The sequence below is a fragment of the Tolypothrix tenuis PCC 7101 genome, from assembly GCF_963874875.1.
GTDB classification, from domain to species: domain Bacteria; phylum Cyanobacteriota; class Cyanobacteriia; order Cyanobacteriales; family Nostocaceae; genus Aulosira; species Aulosira tenue.
Genome location: NZ_CAWNJS010000001.1, coordinates 4,808,145 through 4,833,739 on the forward strand (window position 1 = coordinate 4,808,145; position 25,595 = coordinate 4,833,739).

Sequence of the window (25,595 nt, forward strand, 5' to 3'; positions counted from 1 at the left end):
AGGATACAGAACACAAAAATGTTACCCTCCTACTTCTGTACATCACTCGTCGCCAACTTATACAGTTCGCTCTTCAGGAGTTTTTGCTTTGACAATTGATAAATTTTTAACGTTCCTAAATAATGGGATGACTACACATCAATTAGAACGAATTATCAATGATTTTAACCATCGAATCATCCCTGATTTATAGAACGCCAATTCTTAATAAATTCACCCTAAACATGATTTTTAGTCAACCGATTTTACTCATCAGCAATAGTTTGATTGGTTTGACAGAGATAATTTTGGTGCATTAGATGTTGTTTCGCCTTGCGAAACCCAACCTGGAGCTTGGTGTCGGACTTTACTCCAATTAACCCAACCCAAAATTTTTTTGCATCTGTCATTCCAGTAGGTTGCTACCCAAGCTAAATTAGCAGAAAAATTTATGTTTTTCTGCTAATCTAATGTAAACATTAACACTTAATATCAATTTTCGATATAGTATTTTCACGTAGTTAAGATTAACTGCATGAGAGGTAATACCACTCAAGTGGTAAATTGGAGGTCATGTTTTACAGCATATTTCAAGTAATATTCTCTCATAAGAGTGATGGAAGAGCGTTAGGTAGAGAACTGGAACTACTGCCACATCAATGTTTGCACAACTTTAAGAAATAAAGGGTAATTGAAGAACAAGGCAAAGCGATCGCATGAGTGAAGGAAGGAATTCATGAAGGCTGGTGTGATAATCCGACTGGGTTGTTTATCAACATCTGCAAAAGTGGGGCTAAGAGCAAGAATGTGGTGACATCGGATGATTGACTTTCAAACGCCTTACAGAAATCATCTACATAGCAAAATAAAGCATCTCAACTAAACATAAGATAGGTGCTGGATTTGACTTTATTTTTAGCTTACTACTTGTCCCTTTCCTGCTCCCGAACTCAGGTTATCTACGACAAGATGGAAGTTGCTGCAACTCCTGGGGATGGTTTTGGAAATAGTCGCCCAGCCAATTGCAACCTTGGGCGAGGAGATCGTCAAGATTCAAGTTCCAGGAATAGATCATTGACCCACTACTAGAAATCAAGCGGTTGCCATCTGGGGTAAAATTGAGGAATGTATTCAAGGCACCACCCATAGGGATGCGAGTAATAGGTGTGCCGTCGCCTTGCCAAATATGGATTATGCTATCAATAGTCTTGGCAATCAACAATTGCCCGTCTGGGCTAATCGTTCTAGATTTAAGATATCTGCATTGGTTCTGAGTTGCTGTTCTGATTGCTGGAAGTAAAAAAACGTGCCGATGGTGCTAATTACAGCCGCAGAAAGCGCGATCGCCCCAATTCGCAATCGTTTTCTGGTTTGATGTTGTACGGTTTTTAATCGCCCAATTGCTTGATTGTATTGCTGTTTGGGTTTTGGATTGGGCGATCGCTAATTCTTGGGCTTGGCTGGCAGATAAAAATTGATAATCACTATGACTCAAACTTAATTTTTTTGCCCAAACTAACGCCCACTGCAAGGCTTCATTTTGCAGTAAATATTGAGCATCTTGAGAAATTTCCCAAGCGGCGAGTTCTGCACCATAGGGACGGATAGCACGCAAAGCTTGTTCTGTCCAGGTATAATCAAACACGGTGGCATAGATGCGGTTATAGATACTCAATTTGCCTTGACGTTTGACAACCAAACCAGAAAGACACAACTGCATTAACTCCCAACTATCTTCAGCCGAAAGTTCCCCTTGATTGAGCAATTGCTGATAAAGTCCTAATGACCAACAAGCCAAAGATTTATTGTGGAGAATGCGATCGCGACTACTAAAATATGTATTTTGGGCATTGCTAAATTAGGGAATGAATTTTGAGCCATTGAAACCTCCCACTCCTGATTCTCTCTGCGTCTCTGCGTCTCTGCGTGAGATAAATCATCCCCCAATTATGCAACGCCGTATTTTGTTTCCAAATCTGTAACTCAATCCTGAGTTTGAGTATTTATTAGCTAACTTGAGACTGCAAGATTTACTGATATTTCTCAATCAATATTCTATGCTGCAACACTTTTCCCACCAAGCTTTATTCAAATCAACTATTTTTGGATGTCTGCTTTTTTCTAGTTCCCTAATTCCCTTACAATCTACCGTTGCTAATCCGCAAATTGTGACTACACCACAAGCAAAAACGATCGCTCAACAAGTGCTTCAAGATGCGATCGCCAAAGAGAAACTTGATAATACTGCAAAAGTCGTTCAAGTTGCTCGAATTGGTAAGGGCGATACCTGGATGTACAATCCTGTACCTTACTGGAAAATTGCGATCGCCGATCGGCATAAAAATTTGGTCTATTTCACCACTGATAATGGTAACTTTAGAGTCTTGATGCAAAGGAATGGGCAAAACATCCATTCTCTAGGAAAACCTGCTCAAGAAATTCCGCCAACGGCAATGATCACAAAAGCGATTCAACAGGCGAAAGAATGGGGCTATCCTGGAGAACCTGTATTAACTAATATTTCATCTGCAAAGACAACTTGGGCAAGTGGTTGTGAAAATGTTTCTGCCCCTAATCCTTGCGATCCCTTTCTTAGCCGAGGCTGGAAAATTACCATTCCCCACCAACGCCAAAGCTGGGTATTTCGAGGTGAAACAGCTGACGATTTACAATTGATTGCACGTACTAATCCTGTGATTGAAGGCGGCTTACCGATTCCGGTGGTTAACGAAATCAAGAGTATTGCCAGCAAACACTTGCAAATTTTACCCTCAGTTGTTCTGATTACTAAAATCGAACCTCAAACCTTTACTGATAGCTGTCTAGGATTGGGGAATTTAGCCGAATCCTGCGCTCAACAAAGAATTCGGGGCTATCGGGTAACGGTGGCGGGAAAGTCGCAAGCACAGCAAATATACCGAATTAGCAGTGATAAAGTTTATCTTCGCACCGAAGCGATCGCCGGACTTCCTACTCGCACTGATGAGTTACCAACTGCGATCGCTCGCACAGTCTTTAACGCCGCCAAATCAGACTTGAAAAAACCCATTGCCAATCTTAGTATTACCCAAGTGTCACCACGATTCTATTGTTTCCGCAGTCCCACGGCTGCACCTAATGAACCTTGCATACCAACGCAGCGCCTTGAAGGTTGGAATGTCACGGTGACAAATTTTCAGAAATCACTGACTTACACGGTTAATCTCAGTGGCAAGATTCTGAGCAAAAAATAGCTGAGTATAAATCAATATAGCTCTTTTAGTAATTAATACGCCCTAATTTAAGTGAATACGAATATACAACATAAGCTGATGATGCTGACGCGATGCCTGCGGCGAGCGAAGCTAACGCTCGCTTTGATTATTGCTTCTCAACTAATTTACTCTGTTCCTATTTATGCGGCAGATGCTAAAATAACTATTTCTAAAGCTTGCCGTGTAGAGCTAACTGGTGAAAGTACCCGACGCTGGAACGAAATTTCTGGAATGTCCCCGACTGATAGGCTCCCCGCAATTATCAGAGAGCTAGAAAACGCTCAACGGCGAGGAGATACAACTTTTACAACCCAGACATTAGATTTTGCTATCAAGACAATTACTACTCAAATACAATCACTGAAACAGAAGGATAATCCAAAACTTGCTACCATACTTGATCAAATCGTGGTTTTAGCTAAACCTTTACCGAGTGGGTATAGTCTGGGTAAAACTTATGTGTTGACGGAATCTGCGATCGCCTATGCACAAATTGGCCAGTCTAGCAAAGCAAAACAAACCCTACAGCTTGCGGCTGAGTCGGTATCAGGAATTCGCAATACTCCTAAAGATTTAATTGCGGCGCACATTCGCACAGCAGAAGGGTGGATTGCTCTCGACAAACCGGCGGAAGCTGCATCTTCCCTCAACTATGGATTTGAGCAAACTATCAAAAATCTGAAAGATCCCTACGCACGACGTGAGTTTTTGTCACAAATAGTTAATTTACATCTCCAAATTAACCAACCCACAAAAGCTTTAGAGGTGCTAAAGCAACTGTCTCCTCAAGATTACGATCCTGATATTACCGTCACTCAGATTGCTGCTACCTACTTTAAAGCTAAAGACCCAGTAAAAGCAAAGCAATTGCTAGATCCATTGCTCAAAGCAGCACTAGCAACTAAAGATGTTGAACAACGGGAAATTAAATTAATGACTTTGGTGCTACACTATGCCCCTAGTGGAGATTTAGGGCGATCGCAGCAAATTGTTTCCCTAATGAAACGCCCTAATTCTTTCCGGGCTAGAAGTTGGTTGACAATTGCCGCAGAAAGTCGCAAATTTAACCAGCCTGAAATCCGCGAATCTGCGATCGCCCGTTTAGTTGCTGATGCCAAAGCTGCTAAAATAGTCGATCAGTTTGGTGGACGCTTTGATAATGAATGGTATGGCGAGATGTCAAATTTATCTACAACTCGCGGCTATCACCCAGAACTCAAAGCTCTGATTGCTGAACTGCGTGCGGTGAATGTCTTGGGAATTGTCCTGAAAGATTTGATTGCCAATAAGCAGTTTACAACTGCACGGCAAATGGTACCACGTCCGATGATCGTACAGATAGATGCAGGCTATTTCGATGAAACTGATCGCTGGCTGGATAATATTGCCATAGCCGCCCTTGAAGCCGGACAAACCCAGGATGCAGAAGCTAGAATTGCTGGGGAAAAAACCGATGTGCAGCGATTGCTGCGGTTTGCTCAAGCTTTTCATCGCCGTGGTAATGTTGCTGTTGCCGATCAATTATTCACTCGTAGCCAAGTAATAGCTAATGGTATTTCTGCGATGACGAGAGTGTTCAATTAAGCCAGATAACGGCAGCAGCAAGATAAATTGCGCCCAGAAAGTTCCTTGCCCGCTTATCATAACGTGTTGCGTAGGCGTAGGCCGCCGTAGGCATCGCTCGATATTGCTTAAGTTGAGCAAAGAAATTCGTATGGGAGAAGCCGTGCTTTGTATAAAGGAGTCAAGTGAAAGCCGATAGGATTGCCTAAGGCATCTACCAAAGCATGAATCTTGGTACTCAATCCACCCCAATACTGCTCGGTTAAGGATTTTAAACTCTTAATTTGGTTTGGGAAAAGGTTAAAGGGTAAGGGTTAAAGGTTTTTTCTTGCCCCTTTTCCCCTTCCCCTTTTCCCCTTAACCGACAAGTATTGCAATCCACCCTTACTGCGTCCGATGGCTTCCCTAGACGCATCCCTCCCTTTGCCCCCACACTGTGTTGGTGGGCACGCACAATGGTCGAGTCAATCATCGCATATTCGTTGTCTGCATCCTCGGCTAACACTTCAAACACCTGTTGCCACTCTAAATTAGATTGATACCTATTTGATGACACGCCCTAATAAATACGTATAAATTTCAGAAAAATTGTCCTGAATTCAGGAAAATACTAAACAGCATATGTAGTTAAGGTGAATTTTGCTGTTCAGCCTCGATAAGAAAGATGTATCTACAAAAAACTAGACGCAGACGGGGTGTACTCCTAACGCCCGAAGGATTGAAGAAACTTCAAACAGCTAAGTCTGAAGCAGAGATGGGTGAAAACTCTGGTAATCGGTATACTCTTGAAGCATTGAATGAACGTACAGGTTTGTCAGTGGATACACTGATGAAGATATTTGCTTGTGAAGTAGGAGTAGACAAGCAAACCTTAAAATACTGTTTTCAAGCGTTTAATCTAGTTTTAGAACAGAGCGACTATGAATTTCCTGAACCACAACAGCAGGATGAAGTCTTAGACATTAACTTGCCCATAATAGAAACAACACCAGAGATACCAGAAGGTCAAGTACCGCTAGATTCTGCATTTTATTTAGAACGTCCTCCTATTGAAAGCGATTGTTATAGAGCTATTTTGCAACCAGGAGCTTTAATCCGCATCAAAGCTCCTAGACGCATGGGTAAAACTTCATTAATGTCAAGGATTCTTCAGTCTGCAACTAATAATGGTTATCGCACTGTATCTTTAAGCTTCCAGCTAGCCGATAAAGCAATTTTTCAAGACTTAGATAAATTCTTGCGTTGGTTTTGTGCAAGTATAAGTTTGGGTTTACAGGTACAAAACCAACTTACAGACTATTGGGATGAGATTTTTGGCAGCAAAATTAGCTCAAAAATTTACTTTGAGCAATATCTTTTAACAAAAACAACCAACCCTATTGTCCTGGGTTTAGATGATGTAGATCGGTTGTTCCAATATCCTGACTTAGCTGATGATTTTTTTGGCTTGTTACGCGCTTGGCATGAGGAAGCCAAAAATCGAGAGATTTGGAAAAAATTGCGGTTAGTTGTAGCCCACGCCACAGAAGTTTATATTCCCCTGAACGTGAATAAGTCACCTTTTAACGTAGGGTTACCAATTGAGTTACAGCTACTCAGCAAGAAACAGGTGCAAACTTTAGCCAAGCAGTATGGCTTGAACTGCTCACAAGCAGAAGTGGAACAATTACTGGCTTTGGTTGGCGGACAGCCTTATCTGATCCAACTAGCCCTATATCATACATGGCATCAGTGCATAACTCTAGAGCAAGTGTTGTCAACAGCACTTAGTGCAACAGGAATTTATAATGAACACCTGCAACAACAGTGGTGGAATCTTCAACAGTATCCAGAGTTGATGACTTTGTTTGCACAGATAGTCAGATATTCTACCCCTGTTGAATTAAATTTAGAGCAAGTATTCAAGTTGCAAAGCATGGGCTTAGTATATTTACAGGGTTATCAAGTAGTCCCTAGCTGTAAATTGTATGTCAGTTATTTTTGCGATCGCCTAAATAAACAGTTATTAAGTACCTAACATAAATGTTTAGCTATTGAAATAGCTGTATTTCTTACCTGTTTCCTTGCCTAACTAGATAATTTATTGGGCATAAAAACATTCGTAGACATCTGGTAATAGTATCAAAAACTTATGCTGCCAACTTTACCGCAGAATGATCCCAATCCTAGTGTGCGTCAAGCACAATTGGCTCGCAGCCGATATATCTACAAATTTACTCATAAGTACCAAGGCTGTCCCGGAAATTCACCTTTACCTAATGGGATTGCGCTGGCAGAACATGTTCCTCCTGATCAGGAGTTTACTCCAGACTATCTTTTGCGGGTTACTCAGGTTAACGCCACCTTACTGGCAAACCACGCAGCCATCGACCTGGAGTATCTCACAGGAGGAAACGCAGGTAGCAGCTTTTCGCTGTCTGATTGGTTAGGATTAACTCGGGCTGTAGGCAATAAACACTTACTTTTTTCCACACCGCTCAAGGTGACTTCCAGGATAGATAGTTCTTTTCCGATTAATTTGGATGCCTACGATGCAATGTTTGCGTTGATCCAGAAACCTGAGATTGTTTACAAGTTAAAGCAAGGCAGGGATGTTTGCGATCGCGCTTTTGCCTGGCAAAGGCTGGCTGGTGCTAATCCGATGGTTTTGCAAGGTATTACTCATTTACCACCGACGTTTCAGCTTACTAACCAGCAATATCAAGCTGCTATTAGAGATGAGAACGACACCCTTGAAGCTGCTGGTAAGGAAGGGAGGCTTTACGTTGCTGACTACTCGCTGCTTAGTGGGCTTCCTCACGGTACTTGGAGTGATGGCGTTCTTGGTGTGCCTCGTAATAAGTATATCTTTGACCCAATCGCTCTATTTGCTTGGAAAAAAGAAACTCCACTGGAATTAGGAGGGTTATTACCCGTAGCAATTCAATGCCAACAAACTCAAGATTCTATTTCGTGGTGTCGTTCGGTTGCACCAATCTTTACTCCTAATGATGGAATCTTCTGGGAAATGGCTAAAGCTATTGTCCAATCCGCTGATGGTAACATTCAGGAAATGGTCTACCATTTAGGGCACACGCACTTTGTAATGGAAGCCGTAATTGTTGCCGCAGAGCGCAATCTAGCTGCTGTTCATCCAATTCATGTACTGCTTAAGCCCCATTTTGAATTTACGCTATCACTAAATGACTATGCATACAAGCACCTAATTGCACCAGGTGGTGCAGTTGATTCGGTGATGGGTTCAACACTTGAAGGCAGCTTAACTCTTATGCTTCGGGGTATGAAAAACTATGCTTTTAATCAAGCTCTACCTCCCCTAGATTTCAAAAATCGTGGCGTTGATAATTTAGATGGGTTACCTGAGTATCCTTATCGCGATGATGGTTTATTAGTTTGGACGGCAATTCGTAAGTTTGTATCCAAATATCTCCGGCTCTACTATACCAATGATATTGATGTCAAAACCGATACCGAACTCCAAAACTGGGTCAAAAGTATTGGCAATAGTCAAGAAGGAAATATTCAAGGAGTGGAGGAAATCCAAACCTTAGAAAAGCTGATTGATATGGTAGCCTTAATCATTTTTACCGCTTCAGCACAGCATGGGTCACTCAACTACGCACAATTCCCAATGATGGGTTATGTACCGAATGTGTCTGGAGCAATTTACGCAGAAGCTCCCACAAATACAACTCCTCAGAATCAAGACAATTATTTAATGTTGTTGGCTCCCGTACAACAAGCCCTGATACAGTTCACAACTCTATATCAATTGTCGAACGTACGCTACGGTAAATTAGGTCATTATCCCTGCTTATATTTTCAAGATTCGCGAGTACTTCCTTTAGTCAAGGAATTCCAGCAGAACTTAGCTGTTGTTGAGTCAGAAATTCTTGATCGCGACCAAACTCGTTTTATGTCATATCCTTTTCTGCTTCCCTCTCAAATTGGGAACAGCATCTTTATTTGAATTTTATTAAGCTACAAACTCGATCAATCGATAATCTTATGGCTCAATTCCTTCATCAAACTATAATGCCATGTCTTCCCCAAACTGATCCAAAAGCTGAATCTCGTGCCCAGATGGTAGCTCGCGATCGAGAAATTTATCAACTCACTTATGACTATCACGACATTCCTTTACCAAAAGAAATACCTGCAAAAGAAAATTTTTCTCCTGAATATCAGTTATGTAAAACACTTATAGAAGCACAGTTGGTGCAAAACAATTTCCAGAGCGATTTGCAAGCGTGGGAAACTTCGCCGAATGGAGGTTTTCTCAACTTGATTCGTGATACCAAAAGCACACTCAGACACAAGATATTGAACAAAATATGGGGTTCACCTCGTGATGTTCAAATATTCCCCTACAATTGTCGTCCGCCTTTGAGTATCACAGACTATAAAAATATCTTGCAGTCAATTACTCCTCCCATTGCTGTGCAGTATTGGCAGGAGGATTGGTACTTTGCTTGGCAGCGTCTTACAGGCGTAAATCCACATTTGCTGTCGTTGGTTAGTCCTAGTAACGAGAAGCTGTTTGAGCAATTTCCCATCACGAATGAACAGTTCCAGCAAGCTATCGGCAATTCAGCAGATAACTTAGAGACAGCTAAGGCAGAAAACCGTCTGTTTGTCACTAATTTTCACCTGTTGGATAAAATTCCTACAGGTATCAGTGATGAGTGGCGCAAGTATTTGTCAGCTCCAATCGGGCTTTTCTACTCAGATCCAACAAGGGCTAGACAACTGCTACCTATAGGTATTCAATGCGGTCAAAAACCAAGCCGGGATAATCCAATTTTTACCCCTGCAAGCGATCGCTATGCTTGGTTAATGGCTAAGACTGCGTTTCAAGTAGCTGATAGCCATTATCAGGGCATCATTTCGCATGGTGCTTATTGTCACATTATTATGGGCGTTGTGGCTATCTGCACTTACCGGAGTCTGGCTGCAAACCATCCGATTCGCATTCTGTTACACCCACACTTCCAATTTACCATCCCGATCGCAGTAGCGACCCGGCAGATTGTACTTTCACCAGGTGGAACGACACCAACGTTACAGAGTGTAACCTTACAGGGAGCATTAACACTCACTCAACGGGCACTGCAAACTTTTAATTGGAATGAACAAGCCATTCCTCAATCCTTAGAACGTCATGGAATCACGCCAGAGATTTTACCAGAATATCCTTATCGGGATGACGTTCTACTATTGTGGGAAGCTATCCATTACTTTGTGAGGCGTTATGTGCATTTATACTATACGACTGATGCAGATGTTGTGGGCGATCGCGAGGTGCAGAATTGGTTGCGTGAGTTAGGCGATCGCGATGGGGGGAATATTCATGGTATAGGTAAAAATGGCCAAGTCAAAACCATTAAGGAACTAATTACATTAGTCAGCCAAATTATTCATCGGGCAACAGCTCACCATGCTGCTGTTAACTACTCTGTTTTTCCAGCTATGGGTTTTGCACCAAATATGCCTGGAGCATCTTTTGCACCATTTCCGAGCTCAGAAGACAACCAAATCCAGTACTCTTTAAATGACCTCCTGCAAATGCTGCCAACTCGAAAGCTAGCCATTGGTCAACTTGAGGATGTCTTTGTTGTCTCCAATGTGATCATGAATCATATTGGTAAATATGGATGCAATTATTTTTCAGATCGACGTGTTCGGCCCCTTGTAGAAGACTTTCAAAGTGAGCTAGATCAAATAGAGTTCAAAATTAACACCCAAAACAAAACTCGTTGTCTACCTTACGAAATTTTGTTACCGAGTCGAATTCCTGCTAGTATCCACATTTAACTAAAGCGCCCCTTCCTGCTATATTCTTGCGGGTATAGCAGTGAGTAGTTCACTAAAAGTGTAAGTGGTGTATGACAATTGCGGATTTTTCGTTAATAGAGAAATTACACGAAGGTAGTCAGTCTATTGTTTACCGTGCTTATAATCATAGGGATTCTATTCCTGTAATTATTAAAGTACTGAGAACTTTTGACTCGAACTTAAAAGCGATCTCTTGGCAACGAGAAGCACTGATCGCCCGCTTTAGTCAAGAATATGAAATTACTCAGCTGGTGGAAGGAGACGGCATAGTCAAATGTCTTGGGATAAAGTGTAGTAGCAACGATGCTTTTATGGTGCTGGAAGACTTTGGCGGCATCTCCCTTGACCGGATATTACCTGACTCTGGTCTACCACTGATTGAGTCTGTTGAGCTAGCTATTCAAGTTGTGAACATCTTGGGACGAGTTCACGGAATGCGGGTTATTCATAAAGATATTAATCCCAGCAACCTAGTTTACAATCGTGCAACCCAATTGGTTAAGCTCATTGACTTTGGTATTGCTAGCCGATTTGGTCAGGTCAATCTTGCGGACACTAGCGCACGCAAACTTGAAGGCACCTTGGCTTATCTTTCCCCAGAGCAGACAGGGCGCACAAATCATCCCATAGACTATCGTTCCGATTTCTACTCGCTGGGTGTAACATTATATGAAATATTGACTGGGCGCACTCCTTTCATAGGGTATGAGCCACTGGAAATCATCCATGCACACTTAGCCCAAGCTCCTCTGCCATTACACCAGGTAAGACCTGATGTTCCAGAAGCCCTTTCTGGTATCGTTCTCAAACTTTTATCAAAAATACCTGAGGAACGCTATCAGAGTTCTCATGGGCTGAAGCAAGATTTGCAAAGATGTCTAGAGTTGTTGAAAGCTACGGGATCTGTCGCAACTTTTCAACCGGGTCTAGGGGACTTTTCAGAAAGTCTGCATTTTTCGCAAAAACTCTACGGTCGCGAAACTGAAATCACAACCCTAATCGCCAGCTTCGAGCGAGTGCGCCTGGCGGGTCGTAGTGAATCATTTCTGGTAGCAGGTTACTCGGGTATTGGCAAAACAGCGTTGGTCAACGAGCTGCGTCAACATGTTTTGCTGCAAGGTGGTTGCTTTATCTCAGGAAAATTTGACCAGTTTCGCCGAAATATTCCTTACTCAGCTTTGACTGAGGCAATTGGGCAACGCTTACGGCAGATTCTGAATCAACCTGAACAGATTCTCGCTCAGTGGAAAACAGCCCTGGGTGAGGTTGTTGGTGATTATGGGCAATTGCTCAACGATATGATTCCTGAGTTAGCGTTGATTATCAAACCTCAGCCGCCATTAGCAGCTCTACCACCTAGTGAGTTTGAGACACGCTTTAGTTCACTAATGCGACGACTTGTGCGATCGCTCGCTTCAGCAGACTCTCCCCTCGTAATTTTTCTAGATGACTTGCAGTGGGCTGACTTACCCTCGATCGCTTTGCTGAAGCTGTTGCAAAGCGATCCACAATCTTCCTATATCTTACTGCTGGGAACTTACCGCAGTAATGAGGTTGATATTTCACATCCTCTGCGGTTAATGCTGGATGAAATGTATCAGCGTGGGGAAGCACCAACAATTTTAAATCTCACTCCTCTCCAGTTACAAGATACCCGTAGTTTTCTGAGTGAATGTCTTCGACGCAAACCAGAAGAAGTCTCAAACTTGGCAACTCTATGCCAGGAAAAAACACAAGGCAATCCTTTCTTTCTCAGACAGTTCATTGAGTCTCTATGTGAAACTAGGCTACTACAACTTAATCTGGATACAGGTGAATGGTTCTGGTTGATTGATGAGATCCGAAATCGGAACCTAACGGACGATGTGGCTAAATTCATCGCCCAGCGACTAGAAACATTGAAATTGAAAACGCGGGAACTGCTTTCTCTGTCGGCTTTTTTGGGCAGTCGTTTTGATCTGTTACCCTTGACAACATTGAGTGAACTTTCTGCCGTAGAAGTTGAAGTATGCCTGAATGAAGCCGTAGAAAGTGGATTTATTCAGCGTATTGAGAAATCTGCGATTCCTAAAAGTACCAAGGATGACCCAATAGATTCTTTATATAACTTTACATTCTATTTTATACATGACTACGTACAGCAGGCTGCTTACTCATTAATTCCCTGCGATGAGGCTAAATTAGTGCATTTGCGTATAGCTCGTATGCTTGTAGCACAGGTGAAATCAGATGAATTAGACGAGCAGATTTTTGATCTAGTTAACCATTATCGCCAAGCTTTGGAGCTAGTTAAAGATACCAACGAGCGCTTTGCGATCGCACGCTATGCTCTAGCGGCTGGAATCCGCGCCAAACAGTCCGCAGCATTTCAATTGTCCTTGAACTTTATGGACACAGGAATCAAATTACTCGAGGAGAATGCTTGGGAAACTGATTATGAATTTACCTTAAGTTTATATCGGGAAGCTGCAGAAGCAGCATACTTAGCTACTAACTTTGAGCGGATGGAAGCGTTAATTTCTGTTGTCTTGGCCAATGCTCGCACGCTCTTGGATCAAGTACTTGTCCACGAGATGAAGATTAATGCTCTCATGGCGATGAAGCAACTTACCGAGGCCATAGACTATGCTATTAACATTCTGTCGCTATTAAAGGTACACCTGCCTAGAAATCCTCACAAATTGCATGTATTGTGGGGACTGTTGTCCGCAAAAGCAGTGTTATGGGGCAGAAAAATTGATGATTTAGTGGCTTTGCCAATTGCCACTGATGTTACAATTTTGGCTACTGCACGTATTCTCATCAGTATTCTTTCTGCTGCGTATTATGCCAAACCCGATCTTATACCCTTACTAATTTTTAATTTAATTAGTATCACAATCAAGTATGGCATTGGTTCAGAGTCTTCCTATGCCTTTACAGTATGGGGATTATTATTGTGTTCTATTGGAGACATTAACAGTGGGTACTCGTTTGGTAAGATGGCTTTGCGTCTCAACAACCGAGTTCAGGTGCGGCGACTCCAAGACCGTTCTATACATGTTTTCAACTATCACATTCGTTTTTGGAAAGAACACTATCGATTTTGTCAGCAAGATTTGCTACAAATTTACAACCTCATACTCGATGGAGGCGACCTAGAATTTGCATCTTATGCAGCACATGCACACTGTGCTATTTCTTACTATTTAGGAGATGAATTACAACAGCTTGCAACCAAGATGACTGACTTTAGCAAAGTTATTCGCCGTCTTGGTCATGAGCCATCTTTGCACACCCACGAGATTCATAGGCAATTAGTACTGAATTTAGCAGGTTTATCCCAGAATCCTGACCAAATGTGTGGTGATGCATTTAATGAGAATACAATGATTCCACGTTTGCTTGCCGAGAATGATGTCTCTAACCTGTTTGTTTTTTACTCTAAAAAGCTGATCTTAAATACACTTCTTGGTAATTATGCAGAAGCTGCTCAGGCAGCAGTAGAGAACAAAAAGTATCTTGAAGGTGCTAAATCTACCATTTACTTACCCTGTTACTATCTATTCGATGCCTTAGCTCATACTGCTCTCTACGATATAAAACCAGTAAATGAGCAAAAGTACATTTGCAAACGAGTTAAACGCGATCGCAAAAAACTGAAAGTGTGGGCTGAGTTAGCTCCCATGAATCATCATCATCACCTTGCATTGCTAGACGCAGAAATTGCCCGAATAGAGGGGCGCGAACTGGCTGCTATGCAATTTTATGAAATTGCTATTACCGCAGCTCGCCAGCAGGGTTATATTAATGATGAAGCTTTGGCAAATGAACTGACCGCCCGATATTATCTTTCAAGGGGTAATGAGCGGATAGCTGGCGTATATTTGATGGATGCGCGAAAAAGCTATGAATCTTGGGGTGCGAAAGCTAAGGTTGATCGCCTCAATGCTACCTATCCCGAATTACTGGAAGAAGCAGCGACAACTGCGATCGCTGCTTTTGAACGCACAAAGCAGATTGATCATGATACCAAAACAGATTTAACCAGTATATCAAGACTTTTTCAAAAGACATTTAGAGTAGAGGAAAGCCAACTGGATGCGGTTACCCTAATCAAATCTTTGCAAGCGATATCTGAGGAAATTTTACTACCAAAGCTCATACAAAAGCTCATGCAGATTGTCATTGAAGCAGGTGGAGCTGATCGATCTGTGATTATATTGGTTGAGGGAGAAAAACTGATCGTTCAAGATGAGTGTCAAATCAGTAAGGCTACTTCTGCACAAAAAATGCCGATTTTTATAGAAGAGTATACTGACTGTCCAAAGACTATCATTCAATATGTGGCTCGTACTCAGAGCTATGTTCTTCTTAATGAAGCAAACCAAGAGGAGTACTTTACCCAAGATCCCTACATTATTTCTGCACAACCTAAATCAGTTCTTTGTATACCTTTGATCAATCAAAGTCAGCTGATTGGCATCTTATATTTGGAAAATAACCTCACAACCCAAGCTTTCACTTCTACTCGCTTAGAAGTACTAAAACTTCTGTCCTCTCAAGCGGCTATTTCTCTTCAAAATGCTCAACTGTATGTGGCGTTAGGTGAAAGTGAAAAAAAGCTAGCTCAATTTTTAGAAGCTGTGCCAGTTGGTATTGCTGTACTTGATGCTAATGGCAAACCTTACTACGTTAATCAGACGGCACAAGAGTTACTGGGTAAAGGGGTAATAGCAGAAGCAACATCCGAACAATTGGCCGATATTTATCAACTCTATCAAGCAGGAACTCAACAAATTTATCCTGCCGAAAACTTACCTATTGTACGAGCATTAAAGGGTGAACGGATCGCAGGTGAAGATTTAGAAATCCACCAAGTAGATAAAATTATTCCTATAGAAGCTTCTGGCACTCCCATCTTTGATGAAAAGGGCAAGATTGCCTATGCCATAGCCGCTTTTCAAGATATTACACAACGCAAACGGGCAGAAGCAGAGCGTATTCAGTTTATTCAAGAACTTGCCCATAAAAATACAGCTTTGGAACAAGCAACAGCCCAACTAGCTGAGTCTAACCGCAACTTAGAAACAAAAGTTCAAGAACGAACCAAAGAGTTAAGCCAAACTTTAGAAATCCTCAAAGCTACACAAGCTGAATTAGTGATTGAGAACGCTTTATTAAGAAGTGCAGAACAAACTCTCACTTATGAATATCAGGTAGGAGGAAGTTTGCCCATAGATGCACCTACTTATGTGGTACGTCAGGCAGATAGACATCTTTACAAGGCTTTGAAACAGGGAGAATTTTGTTACATTTTCAATGCTCGACAGATGGGTAAGTCTAGCTTGCGAGTGCAAATTATGAAAAGGCTACAAGCCGAGGGCTTTGCCTGTGCTGCTATCGATATTTCAGAAATTGGTAATCGCCAGCTGACTATGGAACAGTGGTATGCAGGTTTTATTTATATATTAGCCAGTAGTTTAAATCTTCTCGATAAAGTTAATATTCGTACTTGGTGGCGCGAGCATGAATTTCTATCTCCAGTACAACGTTTTAACAACTTTATAGAGGAAATAGTAATAGAAAACATCTTGCAAAAGAATATTGTGATTTTTGTTGATGAGATTGATAGTGTTAGCAATCTCAATTTTGAAATAGATGACTTTTTCGTACTCCTCAGAAGTTTCTATAATAAACGTTCTAATATTTCCAAATATAGTCGTCTCACTTTTGTATTGCTTGGGGTAGCAACTCCTTCTCAATTAATTCAAGATAAAAAACGAACGCCTTTTAATATTGGTCAAGCTATCCAACTTAATGGTTTTCAATTGCATGAAGCCCAACCCTTATTACAAGGATTAGCAGAAAGAGTAGATAATGCTCAAAATGTCCTGAAGGAAGTTTTAAACTGGACTAGTGGACAACCTTTCCTAACCCAAAAACTTTGTCAACTAATTCGTAATTCATCAGCAAAGATTCCCAAGGATAATGAAGCTGATTGGATAGAGAATTTAGTGCAAACACAGGTGATTGAGAATTGGGAAGCTCAAGACGAACCTGAGCATTTAAAAACTATACGCGATCGCCTCCTCAATATGGAATCCCGTTTTGTGGAAATATTAAAGCTATATCAAGCAATTTGGCATCAAGGTGAGATAGTTGCGGTTGATAGCCCCGAAGAAAAGGAACTACTGTTATCAGGTTTAATAGTTAAGCAGCAGGGTAAATTAAGAGTCCATAACCGGATTTACCAATTAGTCTTTAATGCTAATTGGATTGAGCAGATGCTTTGCAAACATCATGGGTCGATTAACTTGTGCGATCGCAGATAAGTTCGAGGCTAGGGCGGGTTTTTAAACTATAACCTGGAATGTAAAGACGAATACCACGATGGCAAAGGTAATTACGTATTTATTGACATACTTATATGCACTATTTTAATTCTCTCATGTTATTAGATTTTTGTCAACCTCAGTTAATCAGAAGATAAGGTATTTAGTCAGACTTTAAGGCAGATAAGCTGCGAGCATCATTTCAGTTGAAATTACTTGCAACCCTTGCTGATTATTGATTTAGCAGATAAATGCCATAAAATTCTTAAGTTCTTTTTTAAGACCCTAAACTTCGATTGTGATTTAGGGGTTAAAAAGGCAAATTGTATTCATGAAATTACCTAGAAATTGGAGTAATCAATGTTAACTCGTCATATCCAAAAAAGCGTTGAAATTGTCGATAACGGACAACACTACAAATACACCTGCTATGGAGACCATGAAGATAAAAATAAATTTTACGTACTTCCTGAAACTCCTGAATATGCAGTAGATGGTAAAGGTAAACCAAAATTCCAGTTTTATCAATATCGTGGAGATGCTCGCGATAAAGATGAAGGTGGTTTTGCTACATTTACTGTCAAATTACCTTTCCCCAATTCGTCCCAAAAAGAAAAAATTAAAGTAGCACTTCAAGAGGGTTTAGCTGCACAACTCGAAGCCCGTGCTAAAAAGACTCTGCTGTTAGTCAAGGCTTATCGCAACAAGCAAGAAACTGATTGGCGGGCTTTGCAAAAAGACTTGGGTTACACAGATGAACAAGTGCAATCTTTCTCGGCTCAATATGATGAATCAAAGGGATGGGATCAATACCTGCAAATACCTGATCTAAATGCAGTCAAGCTAGAAGCAATTCCCTATTCTGATGCAGAAGTTAGTTTATTAATTGGAGACGGCCCTGATAGCTTTTTTGAGAAGAAACTTAACCCAACTTCACCCTCCAAAATAGGTGATAATGAAACGGTTTTTGTCTTATCACTCAGCGACAAAGGGTCATCATTTTTTGAGCAAGCGCTGAAAAAAGGCTCTGCAAGTTCTATAGCGGCTGTCAAGTATAAATTGAGTTTTGAGTGTGTTTTACCTGCGGCTACAGTCGATGTTTTCTACAATGCTAAAGAAACTCGTGAGTACTCTAGAACGGTTGACCGGAACATTTGGGGTCAAGCAACAGAAGAGAAGATTCGAGATGAGTTTGAGAAGAACCAATACGCTGGAGTCAAAGTCATTTTAGGTTCAACAGAAGGTTTAACTGATAAAGAACAAAAAGACTTAGAAAAAGAATTGCGGGAGTGGGGACAAACTCAACTAGACGACATCCTCAGCAATCAAACTGGTGGTCTTGATTTGAGTAATATTGGTCAGAGGTTTAAAACTAATCCTGATAAAGTTTCCGAAGAACTCAAAAATACTAGAGATATCAAGCGCACTTTTAGTGAAAGTCGCGTTGTTACATACACTGTATTTCCTCAAATGCAGCTACCTACTATTGAATCATTAGTTGGTGAAGCAAATCTCAAAGATTATTTCCACGAAGTTGACTTACAAGACGAATTTTTCAAGAAAAAAGCAGTCAAAATTCAGACAAATGCTAATTTTGAAAAATTAGGAATTCACAGTATTGAAGTCAAGATTGATTACGAAGGCGAACCCCAGGGAGAATTTGTTTTCAACAAAAACAACTTTGCTGAACTCCAAGAAGTAATCTGGTATCTAAAATTTGTAGACCAAGGTGGTCAGAAAACACCAATTCACAAATATAAATATTCTTATCAAGTCAATTTCATCGGCGAAGGAAAGTCTTTCCAAAGTGAAACAAAAGAAAGTGATGAAAATGTTTTGACTATTAACGTGGGTGATACGGGGATTGTTTACGCAGAAATCACAACCAGTGATATCAATTGGTCACTGGTAGAAAGAGCGCAGGTGGAATTAAAGTATGAAGATGCGGGTATCCAGACAGTCGAAACCAAGAGAATTCTCACCAATACAAGTTCAAAAGCTAATTCTTTCGTGAAACCCATCTTTGTATCTCGCACAAAGCCCATCCAGTACCGCACTAAGTTCTTTATGAAAGATGGTAAAGAATTTTGGTACACAGTTGGTGACTTTGATGGTAAACCTGTAGAATGGGCACAAACATTAGGTTCTGACATCTATATAGATGACCCTTTCAAAGAGACACAAGAATACACTATCAATTCTGTACTTGATAGCAAGATTGAAGCGATTATTATTGACTTGAGTTACGTTGAATCTGGTATTCAATACATTCCTAACAAGACTGTGAGCCTATCTAGCGATCGCCGTACTGAAAAATGGGCTGTACCAACCATCAATAAAGATAGAGCTACAATCAAATACTCTGGGTTCATTCAGTTCAAAAATGGTACAACAAGAGAATTGGTTGGTGAACAACCTGCTGTAAAAAGTACGATCACAGTGGGAAATATTAAGGAAGATGTTCTAGAAATAGAAGTAGATACAGAAGAGGTAGATTTTACACTAAGATTTAGTTCTGCTAAAGTCACTCTTGGGTATGAAGATACGGAAAACCGTGTGAGTGAAAAGAAAATCTTCAGCTTCAAAGATGAGGAATCTGAGACTTGGGTAGTTGATCTCAAAGACAGAAATCATGAAGAATATAAATGGCAAGCTGTTCTCACGCATAAGAACACATTGTTCGGTGATAAAGGCAAAATTTATCTCCCCGGGCCAGGAAAAGATAATTGGACAGAAGCAGAAACTAACCCCAAACTGAGCTTGAAAGATGTGATTCCCAGTGATGAAGAATTGGCTAAACAAAGTAAATTACTCATGGTCAAAATTTCTAAAAAATTCATTGATTGGGATGAAGTTGACAACATTAAAGTTGTGATTGAGTACGGTAAAACCAAGCAAACTTTTAGGATAGACCAGGGCGAAGGTGATAATGACCCAGATCTAGTGTTTTTAGCACCTTTAGAAGATGGTGATGGTACTTATAATTGGCGAGCTGAATTTAAGCTAGATAATGGTGATAAGGACTATTATCCAGAGGCTAAATCCAAGGTATTATCACCATCCACAGATACGGCAATTGTTCTGAATGAATACCTTTCCCAAAAGTATGGAGGAGAACTGGATTCTCAAGGCTAAATAAATTTTAGGGACGGCTATAATCACCGTCCCTAACAATAAAAATGGCAATATTTATCGCTGTTGAAATATGAAAATAATTGCCTTAAAGCCATGAGGAATCTACCATGCTGGAATTGAAACCCCAAGTAATCAATGGAATTTACTTATTCCCTGACAATATTGATCCATCCAGATATTATTACCTACTACAAGAGCCGCAGATTGCCCAAAGAAATGGTGAATTTCAAATCAAATTAATTAAGTATAGCGGGGCGGTTAAAGGTGGAATGTTCAGCCTTGAAGTTGACCTGAATGTAGAACAAGAACGTTTACAACAGGTTAGTCGTGAGATGAAAATTCCCGGTGTCCAGCTAGAACCTGTAGCGATAATAGATGGCTCAGTTAAACTGATAATTCTAGATAAGATTTACAAACCTCAGAAACCTGCACTTTTTGGTAATAACCAAGCTGTATTTTGTTTATCGCTAACACAAGATGAAGTTGTGATTTTAGAGCAGGCGCTTTTAGAAGCAGAGTTTACAACAATTGGGGTAGTTTATGCTTTAGATTATCTAGCTTTAAGACCATCTTATGCTTACCAACTTCGAGCTAACTGGGAGCGAGTACAACAATATATAGAAGAAAAATTTGGCTTAAATTTTGTTTTCTTCAAGGTAGATATTGAAAATGTTATTGACCAATTAATTGAAAATCGCAGTATTGAAATTAAGTTAGATTCCTTTACACCAGAGGATGAAGACAGTAAAAATCGCGATCGCATCCTCCAAGAAATTCAGTCAATGGTACTGAGTACATTTTTTGAACCCACCCTTAAACCTGTTCCCATCAAAGATAAATCTGGCGAATTTTCACTATTACCAGGCTTCAGCTATCGTCGAATTGACATTACTACCATTGATCAGAGATTTCTCAATCTGACTGTGAATGAAGAAACTACAGTTAGACGCAGTATCTATCCTCAAGGGAATTTGCAAGGCTTTTTACAACTAATTCAACAAGGTAAATTAGACTGCGATCGCATCATCACTACTATAGACCTTGATGATCCTTTTTTTAGACATCGTCAGGTACAGGTAATTTCCCGTGGGAATTTTGAAGAAGATGGAATTTCGCAAATTTCCGTGACTCTCCAATATGGCGACGAACTCAAGACTATTCTCTTGCAATCATCAACTGATAGAAAAAATGTCGAACCCTGGAATAGCATCCTCAATGATGGTGTGGTGCAAAGAGATGTCAAAGCCAAGTATACAGTCAGTTTCAAAAATTTCGATAGTAGTCAGCGACCAAATACTCTCGAATCACCAGAGACAGTCACAATTTTTAATCAATTAGAGATTGTTCCTAGAGAATTATACTCAATCATCCCGGTGTCCATAACTACGAGTTCTACCTTCCCTTGGGAGCGATATGAAACAGTTCAGGTAAAGATTTTGTACCAGGATGAAGCCAATAAAATTCGCTTAGAACCGAATTTTTATCTAAATCGCCAGAATTACCAGCAGATATGGAAGATGTTTGTGGGCGATCGCCTGCGAAAAAAGTTTCAATATCAACTATCTTATCAGCCAACGTCTGGTAATTCATATTACAAAACATCTTGGCTGGAAGCTGAGGAACAAATTATTGTCCACAATCCTTTTCCGCAAGAACGCACCCTAACTGTAATTCCCTTATTTTCATGGTCGGAAATCAGAGAAGTTGAAGTCCAATTAAATTATCAAGACCCTAGCAATAACATTAATGAAAATCAGGTATTTTTGTTTAGTGAATCTGATTCTGAAAATAAAATTTTTAGTGCTAGGATGCGTAATCCAGAACTACGGCTGGTGACTTACTATGTAACTATCTTTTTTGCAGATGAGAAAATTTGGCAACTTCCGCGTTCTGTCACATTAGACAAACGAATTTTTCTCACTCAAGACATGAAAGCACATCAAATAGTTGCAATCAGCGCTGAGAAAGTAGATTTTGAGGCTAACCAAATTAAAGAAATCACAGTAGAAATCAGTTATGAAGATGCAAAAGCTGGATTGTTCAATAAAAGTAATTATGTTTTCGATTCTTCAGGCGATCGCGCATATTTTGAATTTGATTATTTAGATGCTCGTCGCCAACATTATCAATATCGTACCACTTATCTGTTTACCAATGGTATCCAAGGAACAACAGACTGGCAAATAGTCGATAGTGACAAGTTAATTTTAGAGAGTAAAACCAGCGATTTTTTTCACTCTGAATCAATTACAGAAAATTTGACAGTAGAAATATCTGCCAAAAATCTGAATTGGCAACAAATTGAATCTGTAAAAGTACTGCTTGCTTTTGAAGATAAAAATATAGGCATTAAAGAAGCCAGTGAAGCCATCTATTTCCGTGAAAAAAATCAAGAGTCTTTTTTTTGGGAAGTTGAACTCAAAAATAGTCCAATCAGAACCTATAAATGGCAAGCCATAGTTTATCTGCGAGATAAATCAGTTAATCGGAAAGACAAAATCTATCATCCTGGCCCTACTGCTAAAAATTGGCAGGAAACCGACAAACAACAACTAAATCTCAAAGATTATCTCAAGGTCAATGAGAAATAAGAGTTTTTCAATTATACCTCAAGTCAAACAACACATATTCAAGGAGTTCTAAATGTTATTACTAGGAAGAGGCGCACAACAAATCAACGGAATTACTATCTATCCCGATCATGAAAATCCTCAACAATTTTGGTATCTATCAGGTTCGGTAAGGCTATCAGAGCGGAATAACAATTCCGTATTTACCCTAATTAAATACAATAAAAAAGCCAAAGACAAAGGCGCTAAAGGCGGCGGATTCGTCACTTTTGAAGTGAATATTGGGCTGTCAGAAATGCAAAAACAGCGTATCCTTAGCCAACTCCCTGCTGATTCTGTTTTGGCTCCTGTACCTTTTGATAAAGGAACTGTTAAATGCTTGGCACTGGATATTGATAAAGAGCAAATCTTGGGGGCTGCGTCTCCATCTCTTTATGACGAAAATTCAGCAATTTTTAGTCTCACATTAAACGAGAATCAAACAGCTATTCTAGAGCAAGCTTATAACGGTAATGCTACACCAATCGGTGTTGTTTATGAACTGGAATATACTGCCATGCGTCCAACTTTGGATGTGAAACTAGAGGCAGATTTAAAACGAGTTTATGAAGAATTACAATTCGGTATTGGCGGTTCTGGTTTTGTCGAAGGGGTCAAATTAGATGCTGCAATCGAAACTGGTTTTCAAAATTTAATCCAAGAAGGTGCAATCAAAATAGAAGTCTTTACATTTACAGATGATGAGGATGTGAAAATCCAAAAAGAAACTGCTTTGAAATTGTTTATGGATACACTCATCAAAGATTGGTTTGTACCAACTCTAACGATTCCAAAAATCACTGATGAAGATGATAAAGATGACTTACCTTTAGATGAAACAACCAATGAAAAACCTGATGGTGCAGCAACAACAGAAACAAAACCTGAAGATGGTATAGGAGAGGATGTCAAAGATACCGTAGATGCTGCTGAAGATATCGCTGAAGAATTTATCCCAAAAGCAACACTAAAACTGAGATATGTGAAACAAGAAGAACAAAAGAAAGTTACATACACATATCGTGGGGCACAAACGACAACCAAAAATTACTTTCCGCAAGGATTTTTCAGCCGTCTCTTGAGTGATGTAGATAATAAACAAGGTATTATTTTAGCTGACCTTGATGACCCATTTTTCCGAACTATCAATATCACAGTCCAAGCTCCACAAATTAGCTACGAAAAGTATGGAATTCAATCTATTAATTTCGCTGCTAAATATCCCAACCGTGAAATAGAAAGCCATATTTTTGACGAGAACAACAATGCTGCTCAAATTATTGAGTTTGCGATGAATAAAAACCTGGATACATCCTATAAGTACCAGGTGCAGTATAACTTTTTACCTGATTCTGGTTGGGAAGGCGATCGCGTCAAGTATGAAGTTCCTTGGACACCCACTGAGGACAGAACGCAGGTATTGTTACCCCATGAGCATATTGACTTCTTAGATATCACCGCCACCTTGGAAAGCAATTTCTACTGGGGTCAAATTCAGGAAGCCAGGGTGTATCTCAGCTATAAAAGTCGCACTGGTTGGAGCAAACAAAAAATGTTGCGCTTTATACCGGGAGATGAAACAGAACAGCATTGGAAATTGCGACTGAGCGATCGCCAAAATCGTAATGGTGAAGACCCATCCTACAGCTATTACATCGAATATAAAATGGCGGATGACTCCACCCAAAAAACTGAGCAGGTAACAACAAAAGTCCCAGCAATAGTAGTTAATGACCTGATTAAGAAAAAGTTACCTATCAAATTTATCTCCCAATTAGCAGCAAATGAGCGTGCATTGATCGACATAGTTTATGAAGATACTGAAAACAATTTTCGCTGGGATAAAAGCTTAGAAATGAGCGCCAATAATTCAACGCCTGTAGAATTAGAAATTCCCCTAGCCAATCCATCTCAGCAGCAATTTCAGTACACAATAACTTACGTCAAAGCTGATGGTAGAAGATTAACTCAATCATTTCCACTAGGTATTTATCATCGCTCACCCATTATTGTCAATACTGGCAGTGATTTAGAAGTAAATGTGTCTCCAGACAATATTAACTGGGAATTGGTTAGGACAGTGACTGTGAACTTGCTTTACCAAGACCCACAAAATAATATTCAAAAATCTGAGACTAAAACTTTTAACAGAGGTGATAAATCCTTTGTTTGGAAAGCGGTACTTGCCAATCAAAGCTTAAGAACTTACCAGTGGCGCGCCGCTTATTACATGAAAGACACTACCATCGGCGAGCAAGGATTGGTACGCTATCCCGAAAGTAAAGATGCTTGGAATACAACAGATGAAGCCGTAATTTTCCTAGATAGATATCAACCAAAGTCAAATAAACCGGAAACAAAAGAAGGGGAATTAGAAGTAGAAGTATCTCTAGAAGATATTGATTGGGATGTAGTGCGACGGATCACAGTAAATCTACGTTATCAAGACCCACAGAATAATATTGATGAATCAGAAACCAAAACTTTTAGAAGTGGTGATGATTCCTTCATCTGGAATATTACAGCCGCTAATAAGAACTTAAAAAGTTATCAGTGGCAAGCGACATTTTACATGAAAGATAGCTCTGTAGGCGAGCAAGGAAAACTCTATTATCCACAAACCAAAGGTGAGTGGGTATCAAGTACAGACAGCGTCATTTTTATCAGTAATTACCAGAATTCTTCTAGTTGGGTGGGATTTTCTCTAGTAGATGAAGATGGGAAACCTGTTACTAATGAAGTATACCGCGTGACACTACCAAATGGCACAGTTCGAGAAGGGCGTTCAGACGAACAAGGACGGGCAAAGATTGAGGGAATCGCTATGGGAAACTGTACAATTTCTTTCCCCAATATTGATGCTAATGATTGGCATCAGTTTTAAACAGATATCTAAATAAGGAGAC

At 40.2% G+C, this 25,595-nt stretch carries 11 protein-coding genes and 2 pseudogenes; 9 read left to right on the forward strand and 4 right to left on the reverse strand.

Annotated features, from left to right (window positions below; genetic code table 11):
* Window positions 1-934: 934 nt before the first annotated feature.
* Together AACU25_RS19145 and AACU25_RS19150 are read right to left on the reverse strand one after the other, a co-directional pair.
* Window positions 935-1,201, reverse strand: coding sequence for a hypothetical protein (locus AACU25_RS19145; protein WP_096578303.1), 267 nt, complete (start codon window positions 1,199-1,201; stop codon window positions 935-937).
* Window positions 1,202-1,297: 96 nt separating this feature from the next.
* Window positions 1,298-1,777: a hypothetical protein gene (locus AACU25_RS19150; protein WP_321206570.1), complete on the reverse strand. Its 480-nt coding sequence runs from the start codon at window positions 1,775-1,777 to the stop codon at window positions 1,298-1,300.
* Between the two features lie 259 nt (window positions 1,778-2,036).
* Here AACU25_RS19150 and AACU25_RS19155 point away from each other — a divergent pair, with 259 nt between their 5' ends.
* Both AACU25_RS19155 and AACU25_RS19160 read left to right on the forward strand, forming a co-directional pair.
* Window positions 2,037-3,212, forward strand: coding sequence for a hypothetical protein (locus AACU25_RS19155; protein ID WP_096578305.1), 1,176 nt, complete (start codon window positions 2,037-2,039; stop codon window positions 3,210-3,212).
* A gap of 51 nt (window positions 3,213-3,263) precedes the next feature.
* Window positions 3,264-4,817 carry a tetratricopeptide repeat protein gene (locus AACU25_RS19160; RefSeq protein WP_321206569.1) on the forward strand — a complete coding sequence of 518 codons (1,554 nt, stop codon included), beginning with the start codon at window positions 3,264-3,266 and terminating at the stop codon, window positions 4,815-4,817.
* On the opposite strand, the pseudogene AACU25_RS19165 reads toward AACU25_RS19160, so the two are convergent.
* Both AACU25_RS19165 and AACU25_RS19170 read right to left on the reverse strand, forming a co-directional pair.
* A pseudogene (locus AACU25_RS19165) lies at window positions 4,810-5,044 on the reverse strand (hypothetical protein); the annotation flags it as partial. The gene AACU25_RS19160 and the pseudogene AACU25_RS19165 sit on opposite strands and share 8 nt — an antisense overlap.
* Window positions 5,045-5,170: 126 nt before the next feature.
* A pseudogene (locus tag AACU25_RS19170) lies at window positions 5,171-5,313 on the reverse strand (IS5-like element ISNeu3 family transposase); the annotation flags it as partial.
* Window positions 5,314-5,460: 147 nt separating this feature from the next.
* Here AACU25_RS19170 and AACU25_RS19175 point away from each other — a divergent pair.
* The 7 genes from AACU25_RS19175 (at window position 5,461) to AACU25_RS19205 (ending at window position 25,573) form a co-directional block, all read left to right on the forward strand.
* Window positions 5,461-6,813, forward strand: coding sequence for an AAA-like domain-containing protein (locus AACU25_RS19175; protein WP_096578309.1), 1,353 nt, complete (start codon window positions 5,461-5,463; stop codon window positions 6,811-6,813).
* Between the two features lie 114 nt (window positions 6,814-6,927).
* Window positions 6,928-8,766, forward strand: coding sequence for a lipoxygenase family protein (locus tag AACU25_RS19180; RefSeq protein ID WP_096578311.1), 1,839 nt, complete (start codon window positions 6,928-6,930; stop codon window positions 8,764-8,766).
* Window positions 8,767-8,804: 38 nt separating this feature from the next.
* Complete coding sequence (locus tag AACU25_RS19185; RefSeq protein WP_096578313.1) at window positions 8,805-10,610, forward strand: lipoxygenase family protein; 1,806 nt, start codon at window positions 8,805-8,807, stop codon at window positions 10,608-10,610.
* A 71-nt stretch (window positions 10,611-10,681) separates the two neighbouring features.
* Entirely contained in the window at window positions 10,682-16,945 is a 6,264-nt protein-coding gene (locus tag AACU25_RS19190; protein WP_096578315.1) for an AAA family ATPase, read from the forward strand.
* A 360-nt stretch (window positions 16,946-17,305) separates the two neighbouring features.
* Window positions 17,306-20,080, forward strand: a complete 2,775-nt coding sequence (locus tag AACU25_RS19195) for a death domain-containing protein (protein WP_096578317.1) — start codon at window positions 17,306-17,308, stop codon at window positions 20,078-20,080.
* Window positions 20,081-20,187: 107 nt separating this feature from the next.
* A complete protein-coding gene (locus AACU25_RS19200; protein ID WP_096578319.1) occupies window positions 20,188-22,671 on the forward strand; it encodes a hypothetical protein in 2,484 nt (827 codons plus the stop codon).
* A gap of 52 nt (window positions 22,672-22,723) precedes the next feature.
* Window positions 22,724-25,573, forward strand: coding sequence for a hypothetical protein (locus AACU25_RS19205; RefSeq protein ID WP_096578321.1), 2,850 nt, complete (start codon window positions 22,724-22,726; stop codon window positions 25,571-25,573).
* The last annotated feature ends 22 nt before the right edge of the window (window positions 25,574-25,595 follow it).